This is a genomic window from Roseibium salinum, from assembly GCF_026240905.1.
GTDB lineage: Bacteria > Pseudomonadota > Alphaproteobacteria > Rhizobiales > Stappiaceae > Roseibium > Roseibium salinum.
On the sequence record NZ_JAPEVI010000001.1, the window covers coordinates 113,961 to 139,006 of the forward strand.

At 60.2% G+C, this 25,046-nt stretch carries 21 protein-coding genes and 4 pseudogenes; 11 read left to right on the forward strand and 14 right to left on the reverse strand.

Features of this window, described 5'->3' with window-relative positions:
- Positions 1–136: 136 nt before the first annotated feature.
- The 4 genes from ON753_RS00535 (at position 137) to ON753_RS00550 (ending at position 3,018) form a co-directional block, all read left to right on the forward strand.
- The gene (locus ON753_RS00535; protein ID WP_265960598.1) at positions 137–694 is read left to right on the forward strand and encodes a cupin domain-containing protein; all 558 of its coding nucleotides are present in this window, start codon (positions 137–139) and stop codon (positions 692–694) included.
- Positions 695–701: 7 nt separating this feature from the next.
- Complete coding sequence (locus tag ON753_RS00540) at positions 702–1,457, forward strand: sulfite exporter TauE/SafE family protein (RefSeq protein ID WP_265960599.1); 756 nt, start codon at positions 702–704, stop codon at positions 1,455–1,457.
- A 30-nt stretch (positions 1,458–1,487) separates the two neighbouring features.
- Positions 1,488–2,255, forward strand: coding sequence for a glutathione S-transferase family protein (locus ON753_RS00545; protein ID WP_265960600.1), 768 nt, complete (start codon positions 1,488–1,490; stop codon positions 2,253–2,255).
- Between the two features lie 85 nt (positions 2,256–2,340).
- Positions 2,341–3,018, forward strand: a complete 678-nt coding sequence (locus tag ON753_RS00550; protein ID WP_265960601.1) for a GntR family transcriptional regulator — start codon at positions 2,341–2,343, stop codon at positions 3,016–3,018.
- 284 nt (positions 3,019–3,302) lie between these two features.
- Here ON753_RS00550 and ON753_RS00555 read toward each other — a convergent pair whose 3' ends face one another.
- Positions 3,303–4,181: a fumarylacetoacetate hydrolase family protein gene (locus ON753_RS00555; protein ID WP_265960602.1), complete on the reverse strand. Its 879-nt coding sequence runs from the start codon at positions 4,179–4,181 to the stop codon at positions 3,303–3,305.
- Positions 4,182–4,490: 309 nt separating this feature from the next.
- On the opposite strand from ON753_RS00555, the pseudogene ON753_RS00560 reads away from it, so the two are divergent.
- From ON753_RS00560 to ON753_RS00570, 3 genes and pseudogenes are all read left to right on the forward strand, one after another.
- Positions 4,491–4,601, forward strand: a pseudogene (locus ON753_RS00560) (DUF1857 domain-containing protein); the annotation flags it as partial.
- 41 nt (positions 4,602–4,642) lie between these two features.
- Positions 4,643–4,837, forward strand: a pseudogene (locus ON753_RS00565) (oxidoreductase); the annotation flags it as partial.
- 329 nt (positions 4,838–5,166) lie between these two features.
- Positions 5,167–8,154, forward strand: coding sequence for a hypothetical protein (locus ON753_RS00570; RefSeq protein WP_265960603.1), 2,988 nt, complete (start codon positions 5,167–5,169; stop codon positions 8,152–8,154).
- Positions 8,155–8,257: 103 nt separating this feature from the next.
- Here ON753_RS00570 and ON753_RS00575 read toward each other — a convergent pair.
- Positions 8,258–8,341 (reverse strand): annotated as a pseudogene (locus ON753_RS00575) (dienelactone hydrolase family protein); the annotation flags it as partial.
- Positions 8,342–8,564: 223 nt separating this feature from the next.
- On the opposite strand from ON753_RS00575, the gene ON753_RS00580 reads away from it, so the two are divergent.
- Positions 8,565–8,726 carry an SRPBCC family protein gene (locus tag ON753_RS00580; protein ID WP_323054651.1) on the forward strand — a complete coding sequence of 54 codons (162 nt, stop codon included), beginning with the start codon at positions 8,565–8,567 and terminating at the stop codon, positions 8,724–8,726.
- Between the two features lie 237 nt (positions 8,727–8,963).
- Here ON753_RS00580 and ON753_RS00585 read toward each other — a convergent pair.
- Positions 8,964–9,352, reverse strand: a pseudogene (locus ON753_RS00585) (IS6 family transposase); the annotation flags it as partial.
- Between the two features lie 340 nt (positions 9,353–9,692).
- Between ON753_RS00585 and ON753_RS00590 the strand changes: the two are divergent.
- Entirely contained in the window at positions 9,693–10,979 is a 1,287-nt protein-coding gene (locus tag ON753_RS00590) for a B12-binding domain-containing radical SAM protein (RefSeq protein WP_265960940.1), read from the forward strand.
- A 30-nt stretch (positions 10,980–11,009) separates the two neighbouring features.
- A complete protein-coding gene (locus tag ON753_RS00595; RefSeq protein ID WP_265960604.1) occupies positions 11,010–12,053 on the forward strand; it encodes a hypothetical protein in 1,044 nt (347 codons plus the stop codon).
- On the opposite strand, the gene ON753_RS00600 is transcribed toward ON753_RS00595, so the two are convergent.
- From ON753_RS00600 to ON753_RS00620, 5 genes are all read right to left on the reverse strand, one after another.
- Entirely contained in the window at positions 12,034–12,849 is an 816-nt protein-coding gene (locus ON753_RS00600) for a class I SAM-dependent methyltransferase (RefSeq protein ID WP_265960605.1), read from the reverse strand. The two genes, ON753_RS00595 and ON753_RS00600, sit on opposite strands and share 20 nt — an antisense overlap.
- On the reverse strand, positions 12,846–13,523 hold the full coding sequence (locus ON753_RS00605; protein WP_265960606.1) for a phytanoyl-CoA dioxygenase family protein: 678 nt from the start codon (positions 13,521–13,523) through the stop codon (positions 12,846–12,848). Before ON753_RS00605 ends, ON753_RS00600 begins: the two co-directional genes overlap by 4 nt.
- A 173-nt stretch (positions 13,524–13,696) precedes the next feature.
- Positions 13,697–14,734 (reverse strand): TPM domain-containing protein, encoded by a 1,038-nt coding sequence (locus ON753_RS00610; RefSeq protein ID WP_265960607.1) that lies wholly within the window; start codon positions 14,732–14,734, stop codon positions 13,697–13,699.
- Positions 14,709–15,629, reverse strand: a complete 921-nt coding sequence (locus ON753_RS00615; protein WP_265960608.1) for a LemA family protein — start codon at positions 15,627–15,629, stop codon at positions 14,709–14,711. The genes ON753_RS00610 and ON753_RS00615 overlap by 26 nt, the downstream gene beginning before the upstream one ends.
- Entirely contained in the window at positions 15,619–15,984 is a 366-nt protein-coding gene (locus ON753_RS00620; RefSeq protein ID WP_265960609.1) for a DUF2089 family protein, read from the reverse strand. Before ON753_RS00620 ends, ON753_RS00615 begins: the two co-directional genes overlap by 11 nt.
- A gap of 359 nt (positions 15,985–16,343) precedes the next feature.
- On the opposite strand from ON753_RS00620, the gene ON753_RS00625 reads away from it, so the two are divergent.
- Positions 16,344–16,751 carry a WGR domain-containing protein gene (locus tag ON753_RS00625; protein ID WP_265960610.1) on the forward strand — a complete coding sequence of 136 codons (408 nt, stop codon included), beginning with the start codon at positions 16,344–16,346 and terminating at the stop codon, positions 16,749–16,751.
- A gap of 210 nt (positions 16,752–16,961) precedes the next feature.
- On the opposite strand, the gene ON753_RS00630 is transcribed toward ON753_RS00625, so the two are convergent.
- From ON753_RS00630 to ON753_RS00655, 6 genes are all read right to left on the reverse strand, one after another.
- The gene (locus ON753_RS00630) at positions 16,962–17,924 is read right to left on the reverse strand and encodes an efflux RND transporter periplasmic adaptor subunit (RefSeq protein ID WP_323054652.1); all 963 of its coding nucleotides are present in this window, start codon (positions 17,922–17,924) and stop codon (positions 16,962–16,964) included.
- Positions 17,921–18,754 (reverse strand): SapC family protein, encoded by an 834-nt coding sequence (locus tag ON753_RS00635; RefSeq protein ID WP_265960612.1) that lies wholly within the window; start codon positions 18,752–18,754, stop codon positions 17,921–17,923. Before ON753_RS00635 ends, ON753_RS00630 begins: the two co-directional genes overlap by 4 nt.
- Positions 18,755–19,026: 272 nt before the next feature.
- A complete protein-coding gene (locus ON753_RS00640; protein ID WP_265960613.1) occupies positions 19,027–21,027 on the reverse strand; it encodes a preprotein translocase subunit SecA in 2,001 nt (666 codons plus the stop codon).
- Positions 21,020–23,170 carry a PqqD family peptide modification chaperone gene (locus tag ON753_RS00645; RefSeq protein WP_265960614.1) on the reverse strand — a complete coding sequence of 717 codons (2,151 nt, stop codon included), beginning with the start codon at positions 23,168–23,170 and terminating at the stop codon, positions 21,020–21,022. The genes ON753_RS00640 and ON753_RS00645 overlap by 8 nt, the downstream gene beginning before the upstream one ends.
- A gap of 8 nt (positions 23,171–23,178) precedes the next feature.
- Positions 23,179–23,439: a hypothetical protein gene (locus ON753_RS00650; RefSeq protein WP_470424743.1), complete on the reverse strand. Its 261-nt coding sequence runs from the start codon at positions 23,437–23,439 to the stop codon at positions 23,179–23,181.
- Complete coding sequence (locus ON753_RS00655) at positions 23,436–25,025, reverse strand: GAF domain-containing protein (protein WP_265960615.1); 1,590 nt, start codon at positions 25,023–25,025, stop codon at positions 23,436–23,438. Before ON753_RS00655 ends, ON753_RS00650 begins: the two co-directional genes overlap by 4 nt.
- Positions 25,026–25,046 lie beyond the last annotated feature (21 nt).

Below are 25,046 nucleotides of genomic sequence, written 5' to 3' on the forward strand. Positions count from 1 at the left end.
GCAGGCGCTCCTTCCCCGCATCCTCATTCTGCCATAACCGATCAGAACAAGGTATCCGATAAAATCGATTTTTATTGCGAAACTCGACATAGGCACTATGATGCCCTCATCACAGGAGGCAAAGGAGAACCCCCATATGTCCCGATATGTCCGTCGTGTCGTGACCGGTCATGACGAAACCGGCAAGGCGATTGTCGTATCCGATGGCCCGGCCACGAATATCCTGGAGCGGCCCAGCCGGCCCGGTGTGGCGCTGATTAACCTGTGGCAGAATTTTGAAACTCCCGCCGCGTGGGATGGTCCCGACGAAACCGTGGAGGATGCGTTGATCCTGCACCCCCCGCACAATGGTGCCGTGTTCCGGGTGATCCACTTTGAACCCGAAAACCCCGAAGTGCTGGCCACGCTGGACGGCAAAGCCGCTTTCAGCGCCATGGGGGCTGGGAACAACATCATCGAAGGCGCGCGCCACCCCTTCATGCACCGCACCGACAGCGTGGATTTCGCAGTGGTGCTGAAAGGGCGGATCATGATGCTTCTGGACGACACCGAACTGGAGCTGCGTGAGGGTGACACGCTGGTGCAGCGCGGCAATAACCATGCATGGTCCAACCGTTTTGACGAAACCTGTATCATGGCCTTCGTGCTGATCGACGGCAAAGGGAGCGTCGAGCGCTGGAACAAGCAGAGCTGACCGGCGCATGTGGGATCTGGCCGAACCGGTGCTGTTGATTGCGGTTGCCGCATATTTCGTGGGCGGCATCCTCAAGGGCGCAATGGGGTTCGGCCTGCCCATTCTGGGTATTCCGGTGATGACAGTCACCCATTCGTTGCCCATGGCCTTGTCGGTGGCCATCCTGCCCACGATGGTTACCAATATCGCGCAGCTTTGGTCCTTCCGACAGCATCGGGACCAGCCGTTTTTGCGCGGGTTTCTGAGCTTTGGCGCGGTCGGGCTTTGCCTGGGCGCGGTGGCACTGTCACGCATCAACGACGCTTATGTGGAAATCGCCTTGGGGGCGATGGTGCTAAGCTACCTGGCCACCCGCCTGCGCTCGAAACGCATCGCCGCGGTGGCCCGTCCTGACCTCGCGCCTGGCTTCGGGTTCCTGGCCGGGCTGGTGCATGGGGCCACGGGCCTGTCCGGGCTGGTGGGGCCGCCCTACATGCATTCGCTTCACCTGCCGCGCCCGGCATTTGTCTTTGCCGCCGGATCAATGTTCGCCCTGTTCTCCCTGATGCAAGCGCCGGTTCTGGGCGCATTGGGGCTGTTGCAGCCACAGGCACTGGGGATCAGCATGCTCGTTCTGCCCATGGCCTTCCTCGGCCTGTGGATTGGCGGCAAGGCCGGAACGCGCATGCAGTCGCAAACCTTTTCGCGTGCGGTTCTGGTGGTGCTAGGTATCACCGCCGTCCTACCCATCATCAATGGCCTACGTGCCTTGGCCGGGGCCTAGCCCGCGCTGCAACCTTGGAGAGCAGCATTCATGCTGACACTGTACCATGCCAACCATTCGACCTGCAGCCAGAAGGTGCGCCTTTGCCTGGCCGAAAAGGGCCTGGAATGGGACGGGCGGCTGGTCAATCTGGCCACCAATGAACACCTGCAGCCCGAATATCTGGCCATAAACCCCAACGGAGTGGTGCCAACCCTGGTGCATGACGGCCGCATCATCATGGATTCGGGTGTAATTTGCGAATACCTGGACGAGGTTTTTCCCACACCGCCCCTGCTGCCCGCCGACCCTGTCGAGCGGGCCCGAGTGCGCGCCTGGATACGCTTTCTGGACGAAGTGCCGACAGCCGCCGTGCGCGTGCCTTCATTCAACATGGCCTTTCTGCCCCGGTTTGACGGGCTGGACGACGCGGCCTTTCAGAAGGAACAAGCAGACATCCGCCCCTTGCGAAAGCACTTTTATGAAAAGATGGGCCGCAAGGGATTTGATGATCAAGAGGTCGACAACGCCATGGAACGGCTTGGCGCGGCCATCAAGCGTATGGAAGCGGGCCTGGCCGACAAGCCCTGGCTGTCGGGTGCGAGCATCGGGCTGGCCGATCTGATCGCTGCTCCGTTGATGGACCGGCTGGACGATCTGGGCTTTGCTGCGATGTGGCAAGACGGGTCGCCGCGCGTGACCGGCTGGTTCGACCGCCTGAGGAGTCGCCCCGCCTATGCAACCGCGTTCTATCCGAAATCGCGCCTGTCCGAGTTTCTACCCATCGGTCCCCTGCGCCGCCAGGCCACCCCCGGCTGAGCAGGCCTTCTTGCCAGGCGCGAAAATCGATTTTTATTGCGCTTGGCCGATGTGCCGGTTAAAAATGGCCCGAAGGAGCATTCTTATGGACGCCCACCGCTCGCTAACTTCTTTAGCTCATTACAAAATCCGCGAAATGGTGCTGTCGGGTGAATTGATGCCCGGAACCCGCATCCAGATCGATGCCTTGCGCAAGAAGCTCGACATGGGGGCCAGCCCGGTGCGCGAGGCGTTGAGCATTCTGTCGTCCGAACAACTGGTCATCCGCAACGAACAGCGCGGGTTCTGGGCCCCCGAAATCAGCGCCGAGGATTTCGCGGTGTTGCTGGATACCCGCTGTCGGATCGAAACCATGGCCTTTGCCGATGCCATTGCCCATGGCGGTCCCGCGTGGGAAGAACGGATCGTCTTGCTGCAATATCGCTTGGGCGCATTGGACCGTCAGGCCGACGCAAAGGGATGGGAGATTGCGCATCGCGAGTTTCACACGGCGCTGATTGCGGCCTGTCCGTCTGTCTATATGCTGAACTTCTGTTCCCAGCTTTACGATCTGGCGGTGCGCTATCGCAATGTGGCGAAGTTGGCGGCGTATCCCAAACGCCAGATCACGGATGAACATGCCGCCATATCGGCGGCGGCCTTGGCCCGTGATTCCGAAAAGGCGGTAGCGTTGCTGGCCGATCATTATCGCACAACAGGCCAATTCGTGTATCAGACGCTGTCAAACCGGGAACGCCCCGCCACCGCGCATTCGGCGGGTTGATCGCCCACGGCGCCGTGGGGCCTTAGGTCTTTGACGGCACTAAGTGGAAATCGATCTTGGTGAAATCATCGCGCAGGCGGTCGTGCGCCAGAATGTGCGGGCCGCGCCCATGTGCATGAGTAGCGCGCGAAACGACAGCCCAATCGCTCGCGCCAGGCTCGCCGAGTGCTTGCCTTGCAAAACGCGACCGCGCATCGGTCAGGATCAGACCCGGCCCGGCTTGGCCCGACCCTCCGGTCCGGGCGAGCAGGACAGAAATCTCCCTCTGCGCAGTGCAGCGCCGGTCATTCTGCGGCCGCCCCCTGGGCACCAAGATCGGCCTCGGCGATAATGGGATTGCGGCAAATGCCGATGCTTTCGATCTCGACCTCGACCACATCGCCCGCCTTCATCCACACTTGCGGCTTGCGGGCATGGCCCACGCCGGGAGGCGTACCAAAAGCGATCATGTCGCCGGGTTCCAGCGTCATGATTTCCGAAACGATCGCAATCGTGCGCGCCACAGGGAAGATCATGTCCGAGGTATTGCTGTTCTGCAAAACCCGACCGTTCAGGCGGGTGCTGATGGCCAGCCCATGCGCGCCGGCAGGCACTTCGTCAGGTGTGACGACAACGGGACCCAGTGCGCCGGTGCCGTCAAAGTTCTTGCCTGCCGTCCATTGATGGGTCTTGCGCTGGTATTCGCGCACCGACCCGTCATTGAAGGTGGTATAGCCAAAGACGTGGTTCAGCGCTTCCGCTTCTGAAATATGGCGCCCGCCCTTACCGATGACAACCATCAGCTCGGTCTCATAGTCGAAGGTCTGCGAGGCCAGCGGCAGGATCATCGGGGCGTTTGCCGGGATCATGGATGTGGCCGCGCGCAGGAACATGGCGGGATAGTCGGGCACCTCATACCCGCCTTCGCGGGCATGTTCGGCATAGTTCAATCCAAGGCAAACGATCTTGCCCGGCCGCGCCACGGGCAAGGCGGGCGTAATATCCGCTACTGGCACAGTGACGGCACCGGCCGCGGGCTGGGGCAGCGCGCCGCCCTCCGCAATATCCGCGATCAGAGCGGACAGGTCGCCCGCATTCTCGCTCAGCAAGGTTGCAGTGTCACCCGAAACACTGAAAACGGATGGCGTTGCATCCCCTGCACGGGTTCCGGTCAACAGCTTCATAGATTTCTCCCTTGACTTGGATATACCACGCTATCCCATAAAAAAAGATTTGTCAACATAAAGTCGATTTTTTGAGATAGAACCGAAATTTAATGAATATAATCGATGGAGCTGGAGGCTGACCAATACTTCGCCAGTTCGGAATCCGCACGCTGAACACCCGCCTCGGGAATGCCGGAGATCGCCCTTCGGATGCAAGAGCTCTCAATATGGGGGTCAATGCGCGGGAGCATGCCCAACTTGTCCTGATCGGCCTGGAACACCCCGAAATGCCCTGCGCAACCGTCTTCGGCGTGTCACGCGTGCCGTCCAGAGGAACAGGCCGAGCAGAAGCAGTTCGACAGCGACAAGGGCTACAAGGCTGCCCTGCTGTCCACGCTGAAGCGCACCCGCGAGATGCTCGCCGAAGGCGAGCTCTGATCCTCGCGCCCCACCGCATCCACGAACTCAGGAGAACTCCCATGACCGATCTCTGGTCCCCGATTGCGATCGGCAATCTACGTCTGCCGCATCGCCTGGCCATGGCGCCGATGACCCGCAGCAGGGCCAAGCCCGATGGCACCCCCGGCGACCTCGCCCCCGAATACTATTTACAGCGCGCTGCGATGGGCCTGCTGATCACCGAAGGGACCCAGCCGTCCGCGGACGGGCCGGGCTAACCGTTATTGCCGCCTTGCTTCAGCACAGTCGGCAGATGCCGGCACCTTCATTCCAAAGGGCTGCGTGCCCGCCGAAGGTGGCGAAAGCATTATTCAGTATGAGAAACGCGAGGACCCTATCGGGTCGCCCTGGTTAATGGTCTAACTGGAATTAACACAGGCCAGCCCCGTCCGGGATGCGCAACCACCCGCGAATTTCGAGGTTTCCGTCTAACGGCGGATTAACCAGGCTGTACAAAGCTCAAGGATGCAAACGTTGCGCGCCTTGTCAGGCACAACCCAAACAGGCAGACTTCCCGGAATACAAATTACCGGAGATCCCGCCGATGTTCCGTTCCTGCGCCGCCGCGTTCCTCATCCTGTTCTCCGTGAACGCTGTCAGTGCACCGTCCGGAACCTCGGACCTCCCGCTTCCTTCCGAACTGCCGCTGCTTGATTATGAGGCCAAGCTCTATCCCTTTGTCGCAAAGCGAACCTTTGCAAAGGAAGGCTGGAAGCGCGACAAGCGCTGGCGTGACACGGGCCCCTTCCTGCTCGACACTAATTATGGCACGCACCCGGCCGTGCGGATCTACTATTCGCCGGGGCTGATCGACTGGCTGGAAGGGGGGCGCAAAGGCAAGGTTCCCGACGGCGCGATGATCGTCAAGGAAATGGTCAGCCCGCCGGCTGCCCGCTACGTGGAATACCAGAGCATGCTGGAAGTTCTGCATCCGGAGGATCCTGCGAAGGTGGAAAGTGAACTGCTTGCCTTCCTCTACACGATCGGCGGGCTCAACTGGACGGTGATGGTCAAGGACAGCTCCGTCTCCCATGGTGGCTGGTTCTTTGCCTCGGTCGAACCGTCGGCGGAAATCGATTCCTTCGAGCCGCCATTTTCGCCTGCATCGGGTCAGGCCGGCATCGGCACGTGCATGCGCTGCCACGCCTCCGCGGAAAACCAGCTGACCTTCTCCTCCCTCGACAACATCGAGGGCTATGACGGCGAACCGCTCATCTTTCGCGTCGACGAAAGCTGGCGCGACATGAAGAGCTTTCCCCCCGGTCCGTTCAACCTGCCTGCCGTGCAGCGGCCCGCAGCGGGTGCAAGCGAGGCCACGCTGGTCGAAGACTTCTTTCACAACGACGATGCCCTGGAGCGTTCCAACGCGACTGCAGCCCCCTCGCCGACGGCGATCAATCCGGATTTTGCAAGGACCTTTCCCCCTGTGGACGGCATCGCGGTCCAGGCGGACAAGGTCCAGACACTGCCCAGCCAGTGGCTGGACCACGTTCCGTCCCGGCCGGACGGGCCGCAGCATTTCCTGACGTCCGACAATTGCGTCGGCTGTCATGGCGGCCTGGGCGGCCCGCCCTCGGGCAACACCATGTTCCTTCAGACAGGCCCGAATTATGGCGACGGCTACAACATCTCCGAATATGGCGAATGGCGCTGGTCACCCATGGGGCTGGCGGGTCGTGACCCGATCTTCTTCGCCCAGCTCGAGAGCGAATTCGCGCTTCTTGAAAAAGCCGGCGCGGGCGACCTCAGCGGCGATCTCGGCACAACCTGCCTGTCCTGCCACGGTGCCATGGGCCAGCGACAGCTCCAGATCGATGCCCAAGCCAAACCGGACGCGGGGCTCAATGCCAACGAATTCAAGGTGGAGTACACCCTTCTGCACGCTCCCCTTACCGAGGCGGAGAAGAAACAGCAGACCGCAGACGGCACCTATCCCTACCACACCTATGGCAACCTTGCCCGCGAGGGCATTTCCTGCGCCGTCTGCCACCATATAGCGCCGCCTCAGCGTGCCGAGGGCCAGCCTGACTACAACACGCTCGACACATTCCTGATGAACGGGACGACGGGTGTTTTCCGCCTCAACGAGGCCGACAAGCTGGTCGGACCCTATAAGGACGTACGCAAGGTCCCGATGCAGAATTCCATGGGCATCACGCCTGTCCACGACGACTACATCAAGGACAGCGAAATGTGCGGCACCTGCCACACGATCAACCTGCCCAATGTGGATGCCAATCTGAAAGTGCCGCTCGAAGGCTATACGGCCGCGGACCAGGAGGTCTTCAATCAGGCCGCAAGCAATGCGGCCGCCTATCTGAAGTCCGAGTATGGCGTTACCTATTCCGAGTCGCTGACGAAATTCCAGCACTCGGTCGAGCAGGCAACCTATCTTGAATGGCAGAACAGCAGCTTCAGCGCCAAGGCAACGGGCCGGACCTGCCAGAACTGTCACATGAAGTCGGACTTCAAGAGCGTCGACGGCAGCCTGAACGTACCGTCGATCACCACCCAGATCGCGTCCATCCAGGACAACACGCTGCCCGATGTCGCCAACCGTCTGCCTTCAGAGGATCTCGACGTGCCATTCCGGGAGGATTACCGGCGGCACAATTATGTTGGCCTGAATGTCTTCCTGGTGGAAATGCTGCGCCAGTTCAGCGCCGAGATGGGCATGAGCAAGACTGACCCGATGACCTATGCCACCAACGGCGCGCAGCTGGCCATCGACACGATGGCGCTGCAGGCGGCAGAAGAAACGGCGGACGTCACCCTTGATCTGGCCAAAGGCTATGACGGGCTCGTCGCCAGGGTGCGCGTTAGCAACAAGACCGGTCACCGTCTGCCCTCGGGCGTGGGCTTTCGCCGCGCGTTCCTGGAAGTCCGCGCGACCGATACCGACGGCACGGTGCTCTGGTGTTCCGGCTGCACCAACGGTGCCGGTGTCATCGTGGATGGAACGGGAACGCCGCTCAAGACAGAGTTCCTGGATGTCGTGACTGCGCGTGCCGACACGGCGCTCTTTCAACCGCACCACAGTGTCATCACCGATCAGAAACAGGTCCAGATCTACGAGGAACTGACCCTGAACGCAGCTGGCGAATTCACGACGAGTTTCGTGCACCGTGTCTCTCACCCCAAGGACAACCGGCTCACACCGCACGGGTTCCTGAGCCCGGGCACTCCCGAGTTCCAGGCCAGGTTCGGCGACAGCAAAGTTACGGAGGCCTTCATGAAGGCCACGGTGCCCGAGGGCGCCGCCGCGCGGGATCCCGACTTTGTAGCCGGCTCCGACAGTCTGGAATACCGGATAGCGCTGCCCGCAGGGATCGATCCGGCCAAGGTCACGGTAACCGCGACACTCTATTCGCAGGCCATTCCACCCTATTACCTGAAACAGCGTTTCGAGCTCGCGCCGGATGGTCCGGCCACCCGGCGTCTTTATTACCTTGCGAGCAGGCTCAAGACGGAAGGCACGCTGATTGAAGACTGGAAGCTCAAGACTGCCTCGGCGTCGGGGGCGCTGCAATAGGTCGACAGGTGTCGAGCCTGGGACAGGTGGAACGGGCGCGCAAAGGAGCGCTGTTGTGGGACCACCTGTCGGGCCGCTCAAGCCAAGACGTCAGCATGGACCAAACGCGATCCAGGAACTCAAGGACTCGTATGGTAAGTAGGGCGGTTGCATCCGCGTCATATGATGGAAGCGAGGTGTCGGCGAACGCGCGCGCACCCGGGGTCAGCCCCTGTGCGTGGTGGAACAGCAAGACCTCGGTCATACGGAGCCTCCGGGCGGGACGGTTGGGGGCATATTCAGCCACTCTACAGCGTCATCGCCTCACCGGGAAGAATGCGCACACGTTTTAGGAGTAACCTCAGCGACACCGGTGGCGGCCACTGTTGATTTTCACCGAGAACTGACCCGGTAAGGCCAGTGAATGGGAGGTGCGCTTCACCGCCGAGACGGCCGAGCGGACCTGCGTCGAGCTCGAACACCGAAACCTGGAGCGTCACGGCCAGGGCTGGGAAAGCGTGCGCAACGGTGTTGCTGGCGATCAGGGCTGGCCGCTGTACGTCCAAAGGTACGCCGACGCCCATGCGGGGTGACGGATGCTCGTAGGGCGCCTCATTATCTCTAGGCACTGTCATAATCTGGTCCGTCCAGCAATACCATTGCGGAACCGACAGCGCCGGGACGGCTATGGTTTTCGAAGATTGGCAGCATGGCGGTTGGATCTCACTAGTTTCGAAAGGAAAGACCGTCCGGCACCAATGTGCCGGACGGCGCCACGGTTCTGTCGCAAAATATGCCTGCAGCGAGTAGCGAACACTGTGTTCCCCAGATCAGGCGGCAAAGTTCGCGAACTGCTGAAATGGACAGACTTCTTCCCTGAACTGTCCCTTGCGGATCATGCCGGCAACCTCAATGCCAGCCAGCGTTGAGGCGGCTGCCTCGAACGATTTGAAACCAAGCATGGGCCGGGTCCGGCGCTTGATGAAACGGTGATCTTGCTCAACGATGTTGTTGAGGTGCTTGATGCGCGCACTGTCTCGATCGGAATTGGGCAGCCGAAGCTCCGCAACATTCGATTGATCTCGTCGATCCCGGCGGTATTGGCGCCGCTCTTGTCGACCACGATTTTTCGCGGCATTCCGTTCGCTTCAAGGGCACGAGCGAAGAACTTCGTGGCAGCCGCCTTGTTTCGACGTCTGGACAGCATGAAGTCCAGCGAAGAGGATCACATCCTTGGGGAAATGAGCGCCCTTAAAGGAAATTGCCATCGTCACGTCTCCACATCAAAGGCAAATCCATACTCCACATCGGTTCACGAAAACTTTGCGATAGTTCCTTCTCAACCTGCCGCATATGCTGGAAGGCCGGATCGAGGCGGTAACGCTGGACTAGCAAATGCACGAGCAAATTCGACAGACGCAACCATGACAGGTAAACCGCTTGACTTGACGTAAGGTCGCGTCGCCAAATACTGGTTGGGCATCAAACGCCCAACCTGAAACCTGGAGATCCCTGACGTGGTTCGCGCCCTTCTGGCCCTGCCTCCGTTGCCGCAACCCATGAATTCGCCCTACCTCGGGCAGCAATATGTTGCGGCCGCCTTGCTGTCGGCGGGCCACACGGTGCGATGCCTCGATCTTGCGAACTGCAGCCAAGCCGAGGCCCGGACTTGTCTGGCGGAAGAAGCACGCAGGTTTCGGCCGGACCTCGTCGGCATGACGCTTTTCACATACAACGCCCTGGCCGGTTACCGGTTGACTGAAGTTCTGTCCGGGACCGGCGCGCTGCTGATTGCCGGCGGACCGCATCCAACTGTCGTGCCAGAAGAACCCCTTTCCCACGGTTTTGATCTGTCGCTTGCAGGCGAAGGCGAGCATGCAATTGTTGCTGTTGCCAAATGCCTGCAATCAAGCGGTGACTTTGCCTCGATACCCGGCCTTTACACCCCGAACGGTCACGGCCCGCCCTACCATGCCATCGAAGACCTCGACGCTTTGCCTTATCCGCATCTGGCCGCCGGGTCGACGGGAGACGGCACAGTGGCCGGAGGCATCGTCAGCAGCCGTGGGTGCCCGGCCAGGTGCACCTTTTGCGCCAATTATGTCACCGGCCGAACCTATCGCTGGCGCAGCCCGGAAAATGTTGTTGCCGAAATGCGAACCTTGCGGCGCGAATTCGGGCTCTCTCACGTGCCGTTCTGGGATGATGCGTTCACCGCACGCCGTTCCAGGCTCGAAGCCCTGTGTGACGCCATTGCGAGCGAGCCAGACCTTGCAGGCGTGACCTGGACGTGCATCACGCCGGGCAACATGGTGCTTCCGCGCGATCTGGACAGGATGCGACACGCGGGTTGCGTGGCGATCAATTTCGGCATCGAGAGCGGCGACGCCACCATTCTGCGCGCGATCAAGAAAGGCCAGACACCCGACCGGCTTATCGCCTCCGTTGAAGCCGCCAAGGCAGCGGGAATGATCACGATCGTGAATTTCATGTTCGGGTTCCCCGGCGAAGGCGAAGCTGAACTCGCCAACACGCGGGCCTTGATGAGTCGGCTCGCACCGATCACCGATTTCTTCAACAATTTCGGCGTTCTCGTCCCATTTCCCGGCACGCAAATCTACGACCGCTACCACGCGGAATACGGCTTTACCGGATGGTGGCTCGACCCCGGGCGCATCCCGCAATCATCTCAGCAAAACCAGGGCTACGATCTTGAAAGCGACCCGGCCCTGGAAAAGGACTTTTTCGCTTACAAGCCGCATCTGCGGGCATTGATCGCCGACCTTGTCGGATGGAAGGCGCGGCACAATGCAGCCTGGGCAAGCCGTCAGGCCAATAGCGGCTAGCAAAACACGCAAGACAAGGAGATCTGGATCATGAAGCCAAACCTGCGCCCTACCAGAATTTCAAAACATGCTGCTGAATTTGCCGGAGCTGCCTCGAAATCAATCGCCAAGCAAGCCGCACAACAAAGCAGTGGCGCCGCATCCATGGCGACGAAAGTGGCAAGCGCAGCCTCCAACGCATTTGAAAAAGCAGGGGGCGCTGCGTCCAAGGCAGGCGGGGCGGCGAAAACGGCCGGAGGCCCAGGCTCCCCATTGACACCGGCCTGGAACAACGACATCGCCAAGACTATCGGCAAGGCAGGCGGGACGGGCAAAAAGAGCAGTGTCGGTGCGGCCCAGGCCGAAAACTGGATGGCAGTTGAACTCATGAGCAGCTTGGCAGGTGGCGGCGGCAGCAGCCAGCCCGCGTTCACGGCTGCGGACGAAACCGCTGTGATCGAGGCCATCAAACCCGCAATAAAGTCCGCAGTCGACCTTTGGAAGTCGACCGCGCATTTCACGGACCTGAAAATCATGGCGGTCAGCGCGATTGGAACGCCCGGCTGCCTCGATGGTATGTCGCTTGAACCGCATATCCGCAGCCACGCGAAAATCCAGGCTTTGACTGGTCCTGCACGAGAGATGGCCAACGGCATTGCAGAGGCTTTCTCCGACAGTTTCTATCTGTGGCAGGATGCCGTCACTGTGCCGGGATTGCCCTGGTATCCCGCTTTTGCCGCGTACCCGGGACCTGCTGCACCACCCATGCCGAATGTCCCCGCGCCGCTTGTTACCTGTGTCTCGAGCAAGTCGTCCAAACTCGTGCTTCCCTCGGAACTGGCCAGTACGATCACACAGGCACTGCCAGCCTCCCTGAGCAGCAAGACAGACTTCATAAACCGGGTTGCTGGAGGACTGGCCATCAGCGCTACCACCTGGCTGGCCTCGGCCCAGGTCATGCTTGTTATGGGGTTCGGGCCGGTTCCCTCCTTCGCGCCTCCCTACGTGCCGGTCGGCCCGGTTATCAATGGCACAAACATTGCCGCCCCGGGCCACCTTGCAACAGCGCCTCAGTTCAATCCGTTGATATTCTGAGAGGCTGAACCTCCTGCCGCACACCCGTGTAAAGCGCCCAGGCCTCCCACCGCCAGGAGGCCGTATCGAGGCTGCTCGCAGCCCGACCAACGACGGCTATCCGATCCTCCGGCGGTAGCTGCCCAAGCAGGGTGTCGTTGACTGGCGGCAGGGTCATCCAGTCGCAATAGGCTGTCTGGCTAAGGCGTTGGCGAAGGGTTGTCCGGATCACCGAAAACCCGCTATCGGCAAATGCCTGCGTCAACGCCAAATCATTCAGGGGCGGCAAGGGGTCGATTGGGGCTTTGCCCAGCTTCATCCCCGCAAGCACCTCCGGCAGCCTGCCGAGCCACGGATCAGAGCCACCGCCTGGCACGTCCGGCTCCCCCAGATAAGCTGCAGGCAATGACACTGCCAGCGCACCCCCCGGCGCCACATGCCCGGCGAGGTCTGCAACAACGTCGGCCACAGGTCCCAGTGCCCAGATCGCCGCCCCGCAGATGACCCTGTCGTAGTGCTGTCCGGCAGGTGTTGCAGGGCACCAGTTGACCGGCAAGTCCCTTGTGCGGACCGCTCCGGCAAGGCGCATGGCTTCGGCCGCTTCCACTGCCGTCACCACGTCGGACTGTCCCAGCTGTTCAAGACTTGCCAGCGCGGTGCAGCCTATCCCGGCCGCGAAATCCAGAACCCTGTGCCCCGGTGCAATGGCAGCCGCTTCAACGAGAGCCCTGGCCGCCCTGCGGTAACGGTCATGGCGCCCGGTGAAGTGGCGGTAGCGGTCCGCGGTAACCGGATGGTTCCAGAGCGCCAGGCTCATGCTGCCGTCACTCCGCTCTCGCCTTGAGACGTTGCTTCACCGAAGCGCAGGTCCAGTGACAATCTCGGCCGCTCAGCACTTCGGTTGGGTAGGCTCCTGTGCGGAGTCAATCCGGAGAAAAGCAAGACATCGCCCGGTCCGCAGGACGCGGGGCACCAAGTTGTCCGCAGATCGCCCGCCAATCCGTTTTCATCATGCGCGGCAAGCGGCAGCTCCCGGTCCGCGATCTCCAGTGTTCCCAGCCGTCTGGAGCAGGCAACCAGCGGGATCCAGGCAATCCAGAGCCGCGGCACCTTGCAATACCAAGCATCCTGATGTGCCGGGGTGCCACCCGGTTCACCCGGAAATGTTATCCGGCAGATGTCTGCCCTGAGAGGCTCCAATGACTGCCCGCTGGCTTCTGCGACGGCGGAGCGCAAGCTGCGGTCGGAACGCAAGGCATCGACTTCCGGCAACGACAGGATTTCGGCAAGAAACGCCACATAGTCGGGATCGTCTGCGGCCAGCCGCGTGCCGTGCATCCGGGCGGAAACCCGGCCGTCTTCCTTGAGCCAGCCGCGCCGGCACGCCGATTGCCGGACCCGTGCCGCCACGGCCAGCACAAGGTCACGATCAAGAACCCGCCTCAACAGGCGCGAGGCAGCCAAGCGATTTAGCATAACCAGATCGGGCATCGGCAACTCACCCGGATTCTTCAATAAAATCAGTAAATAGCACATTTTCGCCCGTCGGCCACGTTATCCGTAAGGGCGTCCCTTTCCCGCTTACTTACTTAAGGGTAGAGAAACCTCAGTTACAACCAGAAGCACTAGTCAGCAAGAAATCGACCGGGTTCTACCTCCGGTCGCTACTTTGCTCTTGGAAACCCGTGTTGGTCGTAGGACCAGTCGGAAAAGGCGAACTCGTAGGGATGACGCACCGACAGATCCATGCGCCAGGCGTTTGACCGCCCGAACCGGATCGCTCTTTGCATCATAGTGAGGTCGAGCTGCCAGCCAGAGGCCGATTGGTTGAAGAAGAACGGTGCGCACCCTCGCTGCCCAACCGGAAAGCGAATGACCGCCAATCGTCCCTCGACCCGCGCTGGCTCGGCCGTGCATTCGCGGTAGCTCTTCACCACCATGTCCATCTGCGCCGGAGTGATTGTCCAGCCCGCCAGCATGGTGCGCGTGGCAGGCGTATAGAGAGAAAGGTCGGGTGCGCCATTGCGCTCTGCCATCGCCGCCAGATAGCGCTGCAAGGTCTCGGCCGGCGAGTTGCCGGGACTGACGTCGGCCTGCCGTTTTCGGGTGCGGGCGCCCTCCTTGCCGATGAGCGCCGTAGAGGTCGCTCCGCCGCCGCCGCTTTTCGCGGCATGTTCATTGTCATCAAGCGAATTGAGGCGTTCGGCGTCCTGGGCCTCGGCGACGATCAGTTCCGTTGTGGCGAGAATTCCATCCGCAACCCGGCCCGTCTGGAAGAACGGCACCATCTGGCGGGTCTCCACATATTTGGTGAAGGCATCCGTGTAGACGGGTTCGAGCGAATGGCTGACCTCCATCCGAACCAGGTCCTGATCGACATTGATTACGAGCAGAAGCGCGCGGCCGCTGTCGCTGCGCATGCTGCCGGCCAGAACCGCGAACTTCTCCACGGCCGCGATGTTGATGTCGCCGGGCTCGCGGGTCGTGAAAACCCGGTAATCGATCCCGTGGTCGCGGAGCAGGAATTCATGGAATTCGGAGATGCGCTCGCTTTGATCGGCTGTCAGCACCGACGCGTCGTCTTCGACCAGTGTCGCCGAAGGCAGCGCGCGAAGGTAGACAATCGCCAGGACCGCCACGAGGGCTGCAGCGGCGATCGCACCGGCGACCAGCCAGCTAGTTGAGGTTGAGCCCGGGTGCATCCTTGGCTTCCTCGTCAGAGCGGAAATAGGCCTTGCGCTGGAAATTGCCGGCTGACGCCACCACGCTCCATGGCAGCATGCGCATCTTCTCGTTGAAGGCGCCGACCGCGTCGTTGAAACGCATGCGCGCCACATTGATGCGGTTTTCGGTCCCCTCGAGCTGCGCCTGCAACTCCAGGAACTGGTCGGATGATTTCAGCTCAGGGTAGTTCTCCGCAATGGCGACGATCTGGCCTATGTTGCCCGTCAGCCCCCGTTGCGAGCGGACGAGTTCCTGGAAGGCTTCGCCGTTCTCGATCAGTCCCTTGCTCTCGCGGCTAAGCAGTTCGCCCGTCGCCCCTTGCGCCTCGATCAGCCTGTCGACCGCGGCTGCCATCTGGTTTGCCGCTTCGGCGCGCTTGCTGGTGACATCGCTCAGCGTTTCGCGCTCATGCTTGAGATAGCGGTTGACCACTTCCACAAGCGCCGGAACAAGATCGTTGCGCCGCTGAAAGTTGCTTTCCACCTGCGCCCAGTTGTTGAACACTTGCTCTTCCCTCGACACCAGCGAGTTGTGCAGCCAGACCCAGATCAACAGGGGCAAGACGAGCAGAAGTGCAATACCGAGCAGCCATGAGATCGATCTGTTCATTTCGCCGTGTTCTCCGGGTTGATTGATGGTTTCCGACACGTCCTGAATGGCAGTGGGTTCGCCGCCTCCGGTGGCGATCCAGAAGGCACCGGCTGCAACGCCGATCAGGACGAGGATGACTGCCACCACAGCCGGGTCGAAAGGCCAGGTCCGCTCGGCCTTGCCGCCGGCGGATTTGCCCACGCTCTCATGCAGCATTGCCGCCTGGGCTTCAGTGATGAGCCCCTCCGCCACCATTCTTGTGATGCGTTCGCTAGGTCCCACCGTTCATTTCCCTGATCTGGCGAGCCGCCGCTTCCGGCATCGTCTTGCCCGCTTTGACATCGTCGAGGATCGCATTGGTCCGCTCCTCGTCTTGCTCCCTGAGGGAGTTGAGCCGGTCGATCAGCGCATCCAGCCGCTTGCGCAGCGTCGGATAGCTGATCTCCATCGAGGCGGCCACGTCCTTCAGATTGCATCCGGACAGGATGATCCGTTCGACAAGCCGCTGGTCGTCTCCCTCCAGCCGCATCAACCGGGGTAGTGCGAACACACCCGAATAGGTTATCTCGCAGCGCGGGCAGCACAGCTGGGTGATAGCCAATGAAGACCCGCATTGGGTGCATGCGAAGCTAGACATGGCAGCCTTTCATTTTGACACTAAATTCTGACATGATTTTACATAATTCGCAACATATTCGCGAAATATAACCAATTTATTTAGTATGGGACTGGCTGGCTTTTCGGGCTTAGGGCCGGAACTTGACGATCCTCTGTTGGCAAGAACGCATTAGGAAGTGTGTGGGATTGCGCCCGCGGCAGCTGCTGCCTAACTCGGCAGAAATCTAACTAGGTTGCCCGTCGTCCAACTGTCTGGGAGTTCCGGGTCGTTGTCTTAGAAACCGAACCTCCAAGACATCCCTCGATTGCCCGGCAACTATCCGGCGAGGCTCCGCCGCCTCGTTGAAATAATTCCTTGGTAGTTGGTCTCTGACCCAAATGGAGGTTTTCACGAGACACGCAAACTCAACGACAAGCGACGCCGATCGGCGTCGGGACACCTCGCCGGTTTACGCTGAACCCATCATTGTTCTGAATCGCGGGACGGTTTTCGATTCAAATCCTTCATTGGACCATCGCCGCGCGCACCGGCACAATGTTGGCATGGAGACCCACGGTCATCTCACTCTTCTGACGCGAATAGAACCGCGCCGCAACATGGCGCGGTTCTATTCGCTGTCGATCGAGCCGACGTTTTTCGGCGGCTTTGTTGTCCATCGGTCGTGGGGACGTCTCGGCACGTGGGGGCAGTCGCGTCTGGATTATTGTTTGGATTTCAGCGCGGCCCAGGCACGCAAAGAGCAGTTGACAGAACGGAAGCTGAAACGCGGCTATACGCGCAAATAGAAAGCCCACCCCTTCCCTCGCGTCGACCGGCAGGAAGCACAGCACCGGCGTCCCCTCCGACCTGTGCCGCCGCATCCAGAAGTGTCTCACGGAGCCAGTCCGAACCTGCCACCCCGGCCGGAATAGAAGGTTCAGGCCTGGCAACGGAAAGGTTTGCGGCAAGACCTAAAATGGTGACATGTCTGCCGTCTAGACGTCATTTCGCCTCGATTATTTGGCCCCTGGTGAAATTAACCGCATGATGCATCGATTTCCTGCCGGCAATACGCCATTCGGATTTGGGAGCTCCAAGACCACCGCAAAGGTACCACTCGCAGCGTCGAAAACCCGGTCAACGACGGTAACAGTCGCGGTGTACTCGCCCGACAACGGAGAAACGGGCACCACCGTTACCTCATCGCCTATCGCGATTTTTCCGTAAATGGAAACAGGAAGAAATGTCTCTATCTTGAGCGGATCGAGCCGAACGATCTGCACGATATGGTCCTCGCTGGAAACGCGTTCGCCGGCAACGAGGGAGCGCTCCGTGATCACTCCGTCCGCGGGGCTCTGAATTGAACGCTGTTCGAGTGCCACTTTGGCACGCTCAAGCTCTTTCACCGCAACTTCGTGTTTCAGTTTAACCTGGATCAAGATGCTCTGAGCTGCAACAAGCTCGGCAAATGCCTTGTCGAGCGCTTCTTCCGTCGCGATTCCACGATCACGCAGCGACTCGACGCGTTGATATCGCTTGTCCGCCGTCGCCACCTGCTTGGTCTGAGCTTCGATCACGGCCACCGAATTGGCCTGAGTCTCGAGCAACGCTATCGTGCTTTGCTCGGCGGAAGATTCCAGACGTGCTATAATTTGGCCCTTCCTGACTGTGTCACCGCGATCAACAAGGACTTCATCAAGAAGGCCCACAACAGGACTTCCAACCTCAATCACTTCATCCGGGTTCATAAGGCAATCAAAGTCTTCCGCGTTTGCGGCTCCGAGCGGTGGGACCGAGTGAGACAAAACCAATAAAGCGAGGCTCACCACCAGCGTCCACTGCCAGTGTACACTGGTCCGCTTGTCCTCTGATCGTGTCGCACTATCAGCTTCCTCTCCTTTGCGCCTCCGCAGCTTGACAGTTGAAAAAGAGCAATCGCATTCCGTTTCCTCGCAACAACTCGGGATTATGTTTGTCACCGATTCTTGCTCGCTTTGCTTGCTTTGGGTCGCGGCTCTTTCGTATCAGTATCCTCTGCATTCTCGACTGACGTGTGCTTAGCTCCCGGTGCGGTGGATTCCGGTTCCGCCACGCTGAACTGAGACAACATCACCTGAAAATGTCGCATCGAAAACAGATGCAAAAACGTGCATTCAAGTTCATCGTTTTCGAACATCTGGCGCAGTTGAGCCTCACCTATCTTCTTGAGCTTTTCTCGGTCGACCGCCATGAAACCCGAAAGGGAACGCCTTTCTCCGTCCGCGATGCTGAACTGGGCCTGCATAGGCTGAAGCAATTCCCAGTCCACCAGGCGTTTGCAGTACTCCTCGGTCCGGCGGAAATGACCCTGGTAGTCCTGGAGAAACCGCAAGATATTCTGCAGGTATACGGTCTGATTGCCTTCGGAATCGAAAAGTCGTTCTCCACGCCCTTCCCGGTTACATCCCTGGTAGTCTTCGTCGATATTCAGAATGAAGTTCTTGTTGTCGCCATCGATCGAAAACACGAACGGATAACGGCGGACGAACGCCGGAATGTAGGTCCCTGCCTTCCAATGACCTTCTCCATCAACGAAGAAGTTTTCAGCGTCCTTCACACCGAGGATTACCGCGGGCATGACCTTTTCCTCGGTTCCCGCGAACACGATCGGATAGTGCGCCGCCGCCGCGGCAAACTCGATTGCCGTCAAGGGGACGGAATTGACGTTTCTGGCAAATGCAAATGTTTCGCCACTGCGTACGCACAGGTCCCCGTGTGCCTTGGTCGTGACGGGAGTGGCATTTTCATAAAACAAAAGCTGACTTGCCATATTGGACCTTTCCGGAACATCTCAGATACTTGAAGGACTTCACCCTGGTGCAACGTGCTTTACAAGGGCAGGAGCATGGACGTGCCGGACACGCCATGCAAGCCATGAATTACGTAAGGTGAAGTTGGAAGATCCGCTGCCGACGCGCAAATCAATCCCGCAAGTGGTGGCACACGCTGCAGAGCAAAGGCACACAACCGTTCAATCGCAACAAAGTCACAGCCGACCAAACGATGGCTCCGCACCTGCTTGGACCGTTTCACCGATCATGTCTATTCCGGCAGCCCGGCAAAAGCGAGCAGATCGTTCCGCCCTTGATCCGTCTTCAGAAGCTGCGTGCGAATGCGAGCGTGCTCCCTTTCCAGTCCTGACTGTCCTAATCGAATGAGATGTTTTCCGAAAGTATTCGGCACGAGCCTTGCCAGCGCGCGGCAGCTCCACCGCAGCGGTGCAGGACGTATCTGATGAAGAAGGCGGTCCTCAAGCGACATGAGTGCCATGAAACACCCCGGATCGCCTTGGCGGCCGCAGCGTCCCTCCAACTGCCGATCGATCCGCCGAGCGTCATGCCGTTCTGTCATTATCACATGCAACCCGCCCAGTTCCGGCACTTTGTCACCGAGCAAAATATCCGTTCCCCGACCAGCCATGTTGGTCGCAACGGTGATCTGTCCCAACCTACCGGCCACAGCCACGATCCCGGCTTCGTTTTCAGATTCCTCGGCATTGAGCAGGGAATGTCGCAGGCCAGCTTCGGCAAGACAGCTGCTGGCTGCCATTGAATCGGCGACCGTTCGGCAGCCGATGAGAACAGGCACGCCCTTTTCATGCAGTTGGCGGACGATTTTGGTCACCGCCCTCCATTTCTTCTCGTCGGTCAGAAAGATCCTGTCTGCCACCCTGCGCCGTCTGATGGGGCGGTTGGTGGGAACGACCTCGACTTCCAGCGAATAGACGTTCCACAGCTCACGCGCCACTTCGCTGGCGGTACCGGTCATACCGGAAAGCTTTTTGTAGCGCCGGAAAAACCTCTGATACGTCATACTAGCCGCTGTGACACGGGCACGGGTCAGTTCGCATCCTTCCTTGTATTCGACCATCTGGTGAAGTCCGGAGCGCCAGCTGCGGTCCGGCAGGACTCGGCCCGTATATTCGTCGACGATTGCGACCTTTCCGTCCTGGACCAGATAATGTTCCCCCAGGTGATAAAGGTGCAGGGCCATCAGCGCCTGGTTCAGAAGGTCTTCGCGCAGCAGGGGTATCGACAGGGGCCCGCGCGAAATCTTCCGGAACTTTTCCTCAAGGCGGCTATTCACGGAATTGCTGATGCGAACGGTCCAGGCACGCGGATCGGGAACAGCGTCCCGCCCAACCTCGAGGCCCGAGGCGAACGCCATAATGTTCGCGATGACATCCGCCGTCAGGTAGTCCTCTTTTCCTTCGGACAGCAAAAGCGGCGTACGGGCTTCATCGACCAGAATACTGTCCGCTTCATCAATGATCGCAAACTGCAGGCCGGGAATGGTCTGCCGCGTCCTGCCGCGCTCCCCCTCGACGAAAGCGCCGACCCTTGAATGCAGGTCCGTCACCTGCTGGCCCATCCGCACGCGCTGGCGCAGGTAATCGAACGCCAGTTCCTTGTTCGTGCAGTAGCATATGGACCGCTGGTATTGCCGGGCCCGATCCGCCCGTTCCGTGTCACCGGTCACGAGACCGACTTCGAACCCGATAAATTTGAAGAAGGGAGCAAGTTTCTCGGCGTCCCGCGCGGCGAGATAGTCATTGACCGTCACGACATGGACCCGCATTCCGGTCAGTGCCTGCCACCCGGCGGCGATCGCTGCGACAAGGGTCTTGCCTTCGCCAGTGGCCATTTCGGCGATCTTGCCGTTCGTCACGATTTGTGCACCGATCAGCTGAACGTCATGCGCCCGGATGCCGATGGTCCGCCGGCCGACCTCGCGCAACACAGCCAGTCCGGCGCCCATGGCCTGCTGCCCCATGGAACGGTCCCGCTTCAGACGTTGCCGCAGTCCGGCGACTTCCTGCGACAGTCTCAGGTCAGAAAGCGAGGCAAGACGCTTTTCCTCCCGGGAAGCTGCCACGATCAACGGGTTCCGCTTCACGGCAACCTTCCGAGCGACGAGGCGTTTCAGCCGTCCCTGCAGGTCATGGACCGCGCGATCGAATGAATGATGATGCTGCTGCAGCCGCTTCTCGGAGAAGCCGTGAACCGGCGGCAAATGAAGCGGGCTGTTTGTGGTCTCAGACATTGAACTGGCGGAGAAAGACTTCACGGATCGAACGGAGCATCTGATAGCCCAGTGGTACAGGCTCGTGTCGGAACCTCACGTATGCCCGCTCCTCCGCGCGCCACGAGCCATGCGGCTCGGCAACATGCACTTCCACTTCGTAGTACTTGCGCAAGGGACGTTGCTCTTCACCGGGCTGAGACGGATCGACCAGCACCGAACCACCACCGTCAGGGGACAGGACCGCACTCGGCAGCCCGGTGATTGCCGACGGCTTCGCGCGCACGACGTCCGCACCCAGATCCACATTCAACGCGCTGGCGAACCTGACGTCCACGGAGCGCGTATCACGCCGGACGTCATTGATCCTTTCCTGCGGGATCAAGACACGCACGACACGCGGTGTATCGGGCAGAACGTAGCCCAAAAGGTCACCTTCGTTCACGAAGCGGCCCTGAAGCCTGCTGTCCCCGATGAGGACGAATTCGCCGGCCTGACGGGCCCTGACCACATTGAGCGCCTGACGTCCGCGCCAGAATTCCAGCGACGCCCTCGTCCGGGCTAGCCGTTTGGCGAAAATCTGTGCCTGTGAGGGGTTGAGTGCACTCACACTTTCGAATTCCGCCTCGTACTGGCTCTCCTCGGCCTCCAGAAGCTCGATCTCGTCGTCAATAAGGCGATCAGCAAGGCGCAACAGAGGCTGGCCGTTTTCCACCTGGCTGCCGGGTTCAGCAAGAACCTCTTCGACAACCCCGATCTTTCCGGCGACGACCCTGCCTCCCGAGGAAGGCCAGACAACACCCTCCCCAACGGTGGCATAAGGCACGTTGACGACGAAGAGGGCCACGAAGATACCAAGGATCGCCAATGTTGTGGCGCGGCGCGCGTATCGCTGTTTCTCGCCGAGACGGTTGGTTCGGTACACGTAGACAAGCCCCCGGTAGATGGGAAGCACGATCGTCATGGCAATCGACATTAGCGCCAGGACAATTCCGACAAAAAACAGCTTTGTCGCAATGAACAGGCTTATCGATATCATGATGGCCGTTCGGTAGACGAACGATAGCACCCCGTAGGCGAAGAACCAAATCCGCTCGCCCGGTGCCGTGACGGGGCTCTCGAGATTGAAGTTCCGGAAGAGATACCGCTCCACCAGATAGCGGATATAGCGGTTCGATCTCGTTCCCAGGTTCGGAAGCTGGAACAGATCCTGAAGAACATAATAGCCGTCGTAGCGCAACAGAGGGTTTCCGTTGAAAAGCAGCGTGGAAACACCGCCGATGAGCATTACGTAGAATGCGGCGGCCCTTGCCAGACCGGGTTCGGCCTTGCTCCAGAAAATCATGGCGATCGCCGCCAGCGCTGCCTCAACCATGATCCCGACACCGCCGACCACGGCGCGCCGGCCAGCCCGGCTGAAGGCAGACGCCGCGGATGCATCGACATAAGGCACGGGCAGGAAAACGAGAAACATGATGCCCATTTCGTGAACCTGGCCGCCCCAGGCCTTGACGGCAAAGCCGTGCCCCATCTCGTGGATCGCCTTGATGAGCGGATAAAGGACGAGAATGAAGGCCACCGTGTTCAGGCTGGCGACACGGTCGAAAATATTATGTGTCAGCTCCTCCCAGTGAATCGCCGCCAAGGTTCCGCCCCAAACAAGCAGGCCAACCCAGAAAAGAAATCCCCAGACCGTGAAGATCGGCCGGAACAGAACTATCCAACGGTCCAGAAAGGCGTCGGGATCCCACAAAGGGATGCGAACCGCGAGCGGATTCCGGATGCGGTTCAGGATCGAGCGCCGCGATTTGGAGCGAGACCGGTCGAGCAGCTCGCCAAGGTCGGGAAAGCCGTTGGCAACCAGCATGTCGGAGCGGTGGAGCTGCGCCAGAAAGGTGATGATTTCGTCCTGCGTCGGCAGGTCGCTGCCTGCACGTCGTCCGACGTCCTCCCAGAGCTCGTTGACCGTACGGGTGCCGTCCAGACCGTTCAGGAAGTCATAGCCGGCCGGGCTGACACGAAAGAAATTCCCGGACTGATCGTCCTGCAGGACATGCCAGACCCGCCCACGTACCACATGCCGGTGCGCGGTGACATGACGCCTCAGCCTGGGCCTGAGATTTTTGATCCTGTGCCAGTTTTCGCTGAAGTAGGAACCAGCCACCGTCTATCTCACCGCAACCATGTCCAGATGATCATACGCGCCCAGTTCCGGAACGAACGAGTCCAGATCCACAGGAGCGACTTTTCGCCGCCGTTAATTTTTGCCACACCCCGCATTCCTGGGCTGAGGTCGTCGGCGTCCTCCTCTATCGACGCCTCGACGCGGAAGACCGTTCGTCCATCCTTCGGTCGCGCAACCGGAATGAGCTTGGTGACCTCGAACGGAAACAGCTCTCCCGGCAGGGATGTGGATAGGAAACGGCCCTTCATTCCCGGCCTGACCTCATCGATCTGGCTCTCGTCGACCTCGAGCGTGAGCCTGAAGGCATCCAGGGGGGCGATCTCCAGCAGGACCTCGCCGCGCTGAACGGCCCCCCGATCGACTGACTCAAGTCTCCGGACGCCACGACACCGTCGATTGGCGCTTGGAGCTTCGCCCGTTCGATCCTGGCGTTGACCTGCTTGAGTCGCACTTCCGCCTGCTGAACTCGGGCCTTGAAAACGTTGAGCTCCCTCAGGTTCCTCTCACTCAAGGCCCTTCCGTATTCGAGCGCGCGCGCCTGTCGTTCCGATTCCCAGTTGAGCGCTTCCAGGGCCATGTCCCGGTCGTCCAGGGCAACAACGAGATCCCCTGCTCGCACCGTATCACCGGCGCGCCTCGGTGCTTCCATGATGAACCCGTCGTAGGGGGCGACGATCGCTCGTCTGGTCTTTGCCTCTATGGAAGCGTCGGCGTTTATCTGGTAGTCCGCCGGAACCAGTGCGAGAGCAAGCGCCGACGCCGCGAGCGCCAGGACAACCAGTTTGGTCCGCCCATAGCGCCTGCCCAACACCAGCCACGGCAACGCAGCTAGTGCACGCAGGTTCTTGTTCAGGAGATTGCGACTCTCTTCCCGCCTCAGAACGAGCAAAGGACCGGCGAATGCCGCGATTGCCCCCATCATGTCAATGTCGTGCTGCGAGGGCAGCCTGTCGCTCGCACTTTCCAGGAGCAGCGCCCCCAGGATTTCGCCATCGTCGACAAGCGGAAGAGTGAGTATTCCCGTCCCGTCCTGTTCCTGCGAAAGCCTTTCGTGGCATCGCCGGATCACGCCGCTATCCTTGTCCCGGGCGGGAAACAGAATGGCCCGTTCCTGGTCGATTGCCTCGTCCATCGCCTGCTCCGTCAGGCGGACGAGGTTCATCCGGCGGCCGAAACTCGCGCTGTTTGAGATTGTCGAGACGACGGTCGACTTTCTTTTCCGGAAACCCAGGCTGGCGCGCTCCAGGCCGAACCGGGAACACAGTCGGATGACAAACGCATGGGAGGCAGCCTGAAAATCGGTCGGCCCCAACAAGTCTGCGAGGATTTCCAGAACCTCAATAGTGGGGCCAGTACCGGTGGTGCCGGACTGCTGCAGTACGTCCCGGATCCAGGCGAGGGACCACTGGATCGACCGCATCGCGGCATTGATGTCGACTGGGTCCCTGGAGGAAATCGAAAACGCCGCCGCTCCCGGCACTGTGTCGCCGAGTATGATGGGGTAGGCAAGATGGGAATGGCCTGCGCCGGCCTCCAGCCCCGGTTCTTCGTCCTCAGCGAACGAGACAAGTCCTCTGCGCTCCTCGATCGCTTCGCGCGCAAGCTTTTCCAGATCGGCCTGACCCGGCTCCGTGACTGGCCAGGCCGCGGTCAGGCGATGATCGCCGTCCCCGATCCGGTCCACAAGCACAGCTGCATCCGCGCGCGGAACCATCATGCCGGCGGTTGCAAGCCAGGGTGCTCGTGCCTGCGCGAACTCGATTGCCGTGACGAGGCGGCCCCAATCATCCTGGGGCGCAGAAGCCGCTTCTTTCACGTCCTGTGCAATGTTCATTTCATTCTAGTGTCCGGCAGC